Below are 7,548 nucleotides of genomic sequence, written 5' to 3'. Positions count from 1 at the left end.
CTCGCGCAGCCCTTCGCGGCGTTCGGTGAGCGCCGGATCGCCGAAGCGTTCGCGGAAGTCGAAGGACTGCGACGTCCGGCCGGCGCGCCTGGAGCGCCGTGCCGGGCCGGCAGGGCGCTCCGGCTGCGGCGAACCGGGTTCGTCAGAAGTCACTGCAAGTCCTTAGCTCTGGGATCAAAACATCGTAATGGCTGCGGCTGAGAAGAAACTGGCAGCGAACGTTCAGCCGCCCGAGTGCATGATCTCAGCCCCGACCGGGACGATGTCCTCTTCCGGGTCGTCGAGCCAGCCCTCGGGCAGATGTACCGCCGCCGGTGATCCCTGCCGTCCGCGCGGGCCGTGCCCGTCTTCGGGGAAGGGGGCCGTCGGATCCAGCGTATCGATCAGACGGCGCAGGTCAGCAAGGGTTTCGACCAGCGACAGTGCTGACCGCAGATCGGATCCGGCGGGGAAGCCGCGCAGATACCAGGCGATGTGCTTGCGGATCTCCCGCATGCCCTTGGTCTCTCCGTGGTGCGCACTGAGCAGCTCGCCGTGCCGGTACATGATCTGCGTCACCTCGCCCAGATCCGGCGCCGGCGGCGCCGGCAGGCCGCGCAACCGGGCCGACAGCTCGGCGAACAGCCAGGGACGGCCGAGGCAGCCACGACCGATCACGACACCGTCGCACCCGGTCTGCGCCATCATCTCCACCGCATCCTCGGCCTCGAAGATATCGCCGTTGCCCAGGACGGGAACGGAGGTGACGTGCTCTTTGAGTCGGGCGATCTGGTCCCAGTGCGCGGAGCCGGAATAGCGCTGGGCGGCGGTGCGCGCGTGCAGGGCCACCGCTGCGGCACCCTCTTCGGCGGCGATCCGGCCGGCATCGAGGTGCGTGTGATGGTCGTCGTCGAGCCCGATCCGGAACTTCACGGTGACCGGGATGTCGGTGCCCTCGGTAGCCCTGACCGCAGCGGCCACGATGTTGCGGAACAGCCGCCGCTTGTAGGGGATGGCTGAGCCGCCGCCGCGCTTGGTCACCTTGGGGACCGGGCAGCCGAAATTCATGTCGATGTGATCGGCCAGATCCTCGTCGACGATCATCTTGGCGGCCTTGTAGGTGTACTCGGGGTCGACCGTGTACAGCTGCATCGACCGCGGCGTCTCGCTCGGATCGAAGGTGGTCATGTGCATGGTCACCGGATGACGTTCGTAGAGAGCGCGCGCGGTCACCATCTCGCAGACGTACAGCCCCGACACGGTGCCGGTGCGCTCGAGTTCGAGCTCCCGGCACAGTGTCCGGAAGGCAACGTTGGTGACGCCGGCCATCGGAGCCAGCACCACCGGGCTGCCGAGCGTCAGCGAGCCTATGCGGAGCGGTTCGGTGGTGCCTGTGGGATGCGTGACAACGGCGCCCCCGGTGGTCGGGAGCGCCGTTGCCGGTGCCGTCTGCAGAGTCAGGGAACAGTTCTTCCGGTCAGGAGGCCTTGGCCGCCTTGGCGGCTTCGCGGGCCAGCGAACGGTCGCGCATCTCCTCGAAGCGGGTCGCGTCCTTGTCCAGCTGCTCCAGGAAGGCGGCCAGTTCCTCGCGGGTCTTCTCGCCCTCCGGACCGAAGTCGGTGCGGCCGAAGACGTCCCACTTCTTCAGCACCGGCATGACGACCTCTTCCAGGTGCTGGCGCAGGTCGTAGATGCCGTGCTTGGCCATCAGGACGCCGTGGCGGCGGAAGTTGGGCATTCCGGCGCCGGGCATCTGGAAGTTGGTGACGATGTCGGTCACCGCCCGCAGCGTCTGGTCCGGAGCCAGGTCCATACCCGCGCCGCAGATGTTGCGGTAGAAGATCATGTGCAGGTTCTCGTCGGCGGCGATGCGCTGAAGCATCTTGTCGGCGACCGGATCGTCGCAGGCCTTGCCGGTATTGCGGTGGCTGACGCGGGTGGCCAGCTCCTGGAAGGTCACGTAGGCGACCGAGTGCAGCAGGCCGACCTCGTCGACGTGCTCGCCGAGCTCATCGGTGCGACCGGCGGCAGCCAGCATCGGGTCGTAACCGTTGGTCATGTGGATCATCCGCGCCTCTTCGAGAGCGACCGGATCCACACCGCGGGTCACCACCAGGTAATCGCGCATCACGATGGAGTGGCGGTTCTCCTCGGCGGTCCAGCGACCGACCCAGTCGCCCCACGCGGAGTCCATGGAGAAGTTGTCGGCGATCACCCGGTGATAGGAGGGCAGATTGTCCTCGGTCAGCAGGTTGGTGATCATGGCCGCCTTGGCGACCTCGTCGAGCTTGCTCTCTTCCGGGTCGTAGTCGATCCCGCCGTTGGCGGCGAAGTCCTTACCGTCCGACCACGGCACGTAGTCGTGCGGGTTCCAGTTGCGGGCCACCTTGATATGCCGGTTGACGTTCTCTTCGGCAGTCGGCTCCAGCTCCTGGAGCAACTCGAGTTGCGTGAGTGCACGTGCCATCGGTGTGTCCTCTTGATCGATACTCTCCTGGAGGCGCCGTTCAGCGCCGACAGGACTGTTCTTCCCCCAGGCTACGGCAACACGCAGGCGCCCCCAAGTCTGTCAGCCGGGATTCGGGAGGAAGGGCCCGGTTCGAGTCCGGGCTAGGGGCGGGGAGCGAAGGCGGCGCCGTAGGTCTCCAGCCATCGGGCCGCCGGCTCGTCGAGGGTGCCGTACTCCCGGGCCCGCTGACACCAGGCGTAGGTCATGCGGCCGAACTCCATCGGGTTGTAGACGTCCTCTTCACCGCGCCACAGGCCGTCGCCGGCGTAGGTGAGGATGGAGATGTTGGTGGCGCTGAACACTGAACCGTCACCGGGGTCGCGCATCGGATTGTCGATCTCGGCGATTACCCGGCGGGTCGCCGGATCGCAGACCTGCCACAGCGCCGGGTACCCGGTCATATGGCTGCCCGGAAACGAGGTCATCGTCTTGGTGACCCAGGCGCGGATCTCTTCGCGACCGGTGAATGTTCCGTAGGCGTGCTCGACGTAGTGGGCGTCGACGGTGAACTGATCGGCCCATCGATCCCAGTCGCGGCTGGCGGCGACCTCGGCGACGGTTTGCTGGAAGCCGGCGAAGGCGTTCTGGAGTTCCTCGAGCTGCAACGGGGTGCCCATGTGTCGACGATAAGCGGTTTCCGCACCTCGTGCGCGGGCTTACGGACATGGACCATGACGCGGCTTCGGTCACGCGACTAGTGTGGGACCAGGCGTGCCCGACCGGGTACCGGGGATGACGACGATGGGGAAGTGCAATGGAACGGCTGAGCGGCCTGGACGCCTCATTCTTGTATCTGGAGACTCCGTCGCAGGTGATGAGCGTCGCGGCAGTGCTGCAGCTGGACCCCTCGACCGTCCCCGGCGGCTACTCGTTCGACGGGCTGCGCGCCGAGATGGCCCGGCGCGTCAAGGGCCTGCCGATCTTCCGCCGCAAGCTCGCCGATTCGCTCACCAACATCGACCACCCGGTCTGGGTGGAAGACACCGACTTCGACATCGACCGGCACGTCCACCGCATCGCGATTCCCTCGCCCGGCCGCATCCAGGAGGTGGCGCAGGTCAGCTCGCACCTGATCTCGCAGGCTCTGGACCGCAAGAAGCCGCTGTGGGACATGTGGGTGATGGAGGGGATGGAAGGCGGTCGCATCGCCCTGCTGCTGCGGATGCATCACGCCAGCGTCGACGGCGCCACCGTGGCCGACATCCTGGGTCAGCTGGCCACGGTCAGCCCCGAGCCGCCCGAGCTGGATCCGGATCTGGTGGCCATCACCGCCGGGAACACCGATCGGGTGGCGATGGCCGCCGAGGGCGCGAAGAACTTCTTCCTGCAGCGGCCGATCGCCGCGTTCAAACTAATCCCCAAGACGCTGCCGGTGCCGATCGAATGGATCAAGCGGGTCCGGTCCGGGGACGGGATGCCCGCCCCCTTCCTGGCCCCGCGGACGCGGTTCAACGCACCGCTGACCCCGCGTCGATCCCTGGCCCTGACGCAGATGCCGCTCGCCGAGGTCAAGCGGATCAAGGACCATTACGGCGTCAAAATGAACGACGTGGTGCTGGCCATGACCGGCGGTGCCCTGCGGCAGTACCTCGCCGACCGCGATGAACTGCCGACCGATCCGCTGGTGGGTCTGGTTCCGGTCTCGGTGCGCGGCGCCGAAGAGAAGGACCTGGTGGTCGCCGGCACCAACAAGGTGACCGGGATGTTCACCCGGCTGCCCACGACGGTGGCCGATCCGGTCGAGCGCATCCGGGTGGCCGGGATCTTCGCCGCCCAGGCCAAGGCCCACCACCGGGACGTGGACCCGAACATGCTGCGCGCCTTCGCCGAATTCGCGCCCGGCAACACCCTCGGCTCCCTGATGCGCATCTACGCCGACCGCCGGCTCTCCGGACTGCATCCGCCGATCTTCAACACGGTGATCTCCAACGTCGCCGGACCGCCGTTCGACATGTACCTGCTGGGCGCCAAGGTAGAGGGTGTCTATCCGCTGGCGCCGATCTTCCACGGGCTGGGCCTGAACATCACCGTGTTCTCGGTGGCCGACAAACTCAACGTGGGCCTGCTCACCTGCGCCGATCTGACCCCGGACATCTGGGATCTGTGCGATGCGTTCACCGACCAGCTGCAGGAGCTCACCGCCGCGGTGGATGCCGACCTCGCAGCGGCCGAATTGGCCGAATCGCTGGATGCGCAGCTGCGTACCGCCATCGCGGGCGGCCGGGTCGAGGAGATCCCGATCCTGCGGGTCGAGGGAGACGACGCCCAAACCCAGGCCGAGGCCGACTAGCGGCACCGGCCCGCCGCGAGTTTCACCGCGGGGTCACTCCGGGGTCGCCCGGCCGGTCCAGCGCGTCGAGCCAGACCGTGGCCGGTGCATCGGACGGGGAACGCCAGTCTGCGCGCGGCGACAGCGAGCCGCCCGACCCGATCTTGGGGCCGTTGGGCATCGCGGTCCGCTTGAACTGGTTGGCCATGAACCGGCGGAGGAAGACCTCGAGCCAGTGCCGGATGGTGGCCTCGTCGTACTTCTGACCCCACGCCTGCTGCGCGAGATAGGCGATCTTGGCCGGCCGGTACCCGAAGCGGGTCAGGTAGTAGAGGAAGAAGTCGTGCAGCTCGTAGGGGCCGACGGTCTCCTCGGTGTTCTGCACGGCACCGTCCGCTCCGGCAGGAACCAGTTCGGGGGAGATGACGTCGTCCAGGATCTCCTCGAGTGTGCGCACGGTCTGGGCAGGGTAGCCGCCGGCCTCGCCGGCCCAGCGGATCTGGTGGCGGATCAGGGTCTTGGGGACCGAGCCGTTGACGTTGTAGTGCGACATCTGGTCGCCGACCCCGTAGGTGCACCAGCCCAGCGCGAGTTCGGACAGGTCGCCGGTGCCCAGTACGATTCCGCCGAGCAGATTGGCGAAACGGAACAGGTGCGAGGTGCGCTCGCCGGCCTGCACGTTCTCGAAGGTGACGTCGTAGACGGGCTCGCCGTCGGTGAACGGGTGGCCCAGATCGGCGAGCATCTGCCGGCAGGACGGCCGGATGTCGAGTTCACGACCGGTCACACCCAGGGTGTCCATCAGCACGTGGCTGCGCGCCAGGGTGGCCTCGCTGGTGGCGAAACCGGGCATGGTGAAGGCATGGATGCCGGTGCGCGGCAGGCCGAGCCGGTCGAAGGTCGCCACCGCCACCAGCAGCGCCAGCGTCGAATCCAGTCCGCCGGAGACGCCCAGGACCACCTTGTCCAGGCCGGTGGCGCGCAGGCGCTGGGTCAGCCCCTGCACCTGGATGTGCATCACCTCCCGGCAGCGCCGATCGCGATCGGCCGCCGATTCGGGGACGAACGGGAACCGCGGCACGGTGCGCACCAGATCGACGGCGGCCTCGTCCAGATCGTCCAGCGTGAACGGGATCCGGCGGAAGCCGCGGACCTGCTCGGCGTAGTCGCCGACCTGATCGCGCAGACTGATCATTCGGGCACGTTCCTGCCGTAGCCGGTCCAGATCGATATCCGCGGTGATCAACTGTCCGGTCAGTCCGAAGGATTCACTGCGGGCCAGCAGGGTGCCGTTCTCGGCGATCATGGCGTCGCCGTCCCAGGCCAGATCGGTGGTGGACTCGCCGAAGCCGGCCGAGACGTAGAGCTGGGCGGCCACGCATCGGGCCGACTGCCCGGTCACCAGTGCCCGGCGGTAGCTCTCCTTCCCGACCGTCACCGGGCTGCCGGACAGGTTCACCAGGACCGTCGCTCCGGCCAGGGAGGCCCAGGTGCTCGGCGGAATGGGCACCCAGCTGTCCTCGCAGACCTCCAGGTGCACGCGGAAGCCGGGCAGATCCAGGGCCTCGAAGATCAGGTCGGTGCCGAACGGGATCTCCTGTCCGCCGATGACCACCGAGTCGACCGTCGTATCGCGGGCGGCGGCGAAATGGCGCTGTTCGGAGAATTCGCGGTAGTTGGGCAGGTAGCTCTTGGGCACGATGCCCAGGATCTGGCCGTCGCAGATCAGCACGGCGCAGTTGAAGAGGCCGTCGTCGATCCGCAGCGGGGCCCCGACCGCGACCAGCGGCCGCAGTCCGGTCGTCGCCCGGGTGATCTCTGCGAGCGCATCCATCACCGCATCCAGCAGCGCATCCTGCTGTACCAGATCGTCGACGCTGTAACCGCACAATCCCAGTTCCGGGAAGGCGACCAGGGCGGCATCCCCGTGGTGCGCCTGCTGGATCAGCTCGATGGTGCGTTCGGCGTTGCGGGCGGGATCGGCCAGTGCGACCAGCGGAACAGCGGCGCAGATGCGGGCGAAACCGTGTGAGTAGAGCGACACGCGCTCTACGGTAACGCGCATGGCAGCATGGGGACCATGATCTTCCCCGTGCATTCGTCTTCGATCCGTTCCCGCCTTGCGAGTTCCCTCGGTGTGATCTTCGCCCTGGTTCTGAGCGCACTGCTGGCCGGAGCCGGGGTGGCCGCGGCCCACTCGGCCGCCGTCGGCTCGTCTCCCGAAGACGGCGCGACGCTGGACCGTTCCCCGGGCACCGTCTCGGTGACGTTCAACGAGGACCTGCGCCCGGAGTACGCGATCCTCAAGGTGGTCGGGCCCGATGATCACTTCTGGCAGCAGGGTGAGCCCACCGTCGAGGGGCGCACCATCTCGGTCCCGGTCGGTCCGCTCGGCCCGGTGGGCGAGTATCTGGTGAACTTCCGCGTCACCTCGGCCGACGGCCACCCGGTGCAGGGGCAGCGGCGTTTCACGCTGACCGTGGCCGGTGACGGCACCCCGGGTGCCCGTGCCGACGCCGCCGATCGGGAGAATCCGGCCGGTGACGGCGGCTCGCTGGTCTGGCTGTGGGTCGTGTTGGGCGTGGTCGCCGTGCTGGTGATCGCCGGCGGCGCCGCCGTGGCACTGCGGCGACGGGAGTCCTGAAACCGGTAGCGGCGCACACCGCGGCGCCGGTCGCCGCCGGCCTGGGCGGGGTCCTCGGCGGACTGGCGGTGTGCGCGGCCCTGGCTGCCGGTGCCGGGCCGTCGGCGGCTGCCTGGCCGGCCGGTCTGGCGCTGGCCGGGGCCAGTT

The 7,548-nt window shown here is 68.2% G+C and carries 6 protein-coding genes; 2 read left to right on the top strand and 4 right to left on the bottom strand.

What is annotated here, in order from left to right:
- Nucleotides 1-222 precede the first annotated feature (222 nt).
- The 3 genes from dusB to GOHSU_RS14910 all read right to left on the bottom strand — a co-directional run bounded on the left by dusB (nt 223) and on the right by GOHSU_RS14910 (nt 3,105).
- The gene (gene dusB / locus GOHSU_RS14920) at nt 223-1,350 is read right to left on the bottom strand and encodes a tRNA dihydrouridine synthase DusB (RefSeq protein WP_281169739.1); all 1,128 of its coding nucleotides are present in this window, start codon (nt 1,348-1,350) and stop codon (nt 223-225) included.
- Between the two features lie 106 nt (nt 1,351-1,456).
- Complete coding sequence (locus tag GOHSU_RS14915) at nt 1,457-2,446, bottom strand: acyl-ACP desaturase (protein WP_005943510.1); 990 nt, start codon at nt 2,444-2,446, stop codon at nt 1,457-1,459.
- A gap of 143 nt (nt 2,447-2,589) precedes the next feature.
- On the bottom strand, nt 2,590-3,105 hold the full coding sequence (locus tag GOHSU_RS14910; protein ID WP_005943508.1) for a nuclear transport factor 2 family protein: 516 nt from the start codon (nt 3,103-3,105) through the stop codon (nt 2,590-2,592).
- Nucleotides 3,106-3,242: 137 nt separating this feature from the next.
- Between GOHSU_RS14910 and GOHSU_RS14905 the strand changes: the two genes are divergently transcribed.
- Nucleotides 3,243-4,778, top strand: a complete 1,536-nt coding sequence (locus tag GOHSU_RS14905) for a WS/DGAT/MGAT family O-acyltransferase (protein ID WP_005943506.1) — start codon at nt 3,243-3,245, stop codon at nt 4,776-4,778.
- Nucleotides 4,779-4,800: 22 nt separating this feature from the next.
- Here GOHSU_RS14905 and GOHSU_RS14900 read toward each other — a convergent pair whose 3' ends face one another.
- Nucleotides 4,801-6,801, bottom strand: coding sequence for an NAD(+) synthase (locus GOHSU_RS14900; protein ID WP_005943503.1), 2,001 nt, complete (start codon nt 6,799-6,801; stop codon nt 4,801-4,803).
- Between the two features lie 36 nt (nt 6,802-6,837).
- Between GOHSU_RS14900 and GOHSU_RS14895 the strand changes: the two genes are divergently transcribed.
- Nucleotides 6,838-7,401: a copper resistance CopC family protein gene (locus tag GOHSU_RS14895; protein ID WP_051139580.1), complete on the top strand. Its 564-nt coding sequence runs from the start codon at nt 6,838-6,840 to the stop codon at nt 7,399-7,401.
- Nucleotides 7,402-7,548: the final 147 nt, after the last annotated feature.

This window comes from Gordonia hirsuta DSM 44140 = NBRC 16056, from assembly GCF_000333015.1.
Lineage (GTDB): Bacteria > Actinomycetota > Actinomycetes > Mycobacteriales > Mycobacteriaceae > Gordonia > Gordonia hirsuta.
Note: the sequence above shows the minus strand (reverse complement) of the source record. Positions and strands in the feature narration are given on the sequence as shown.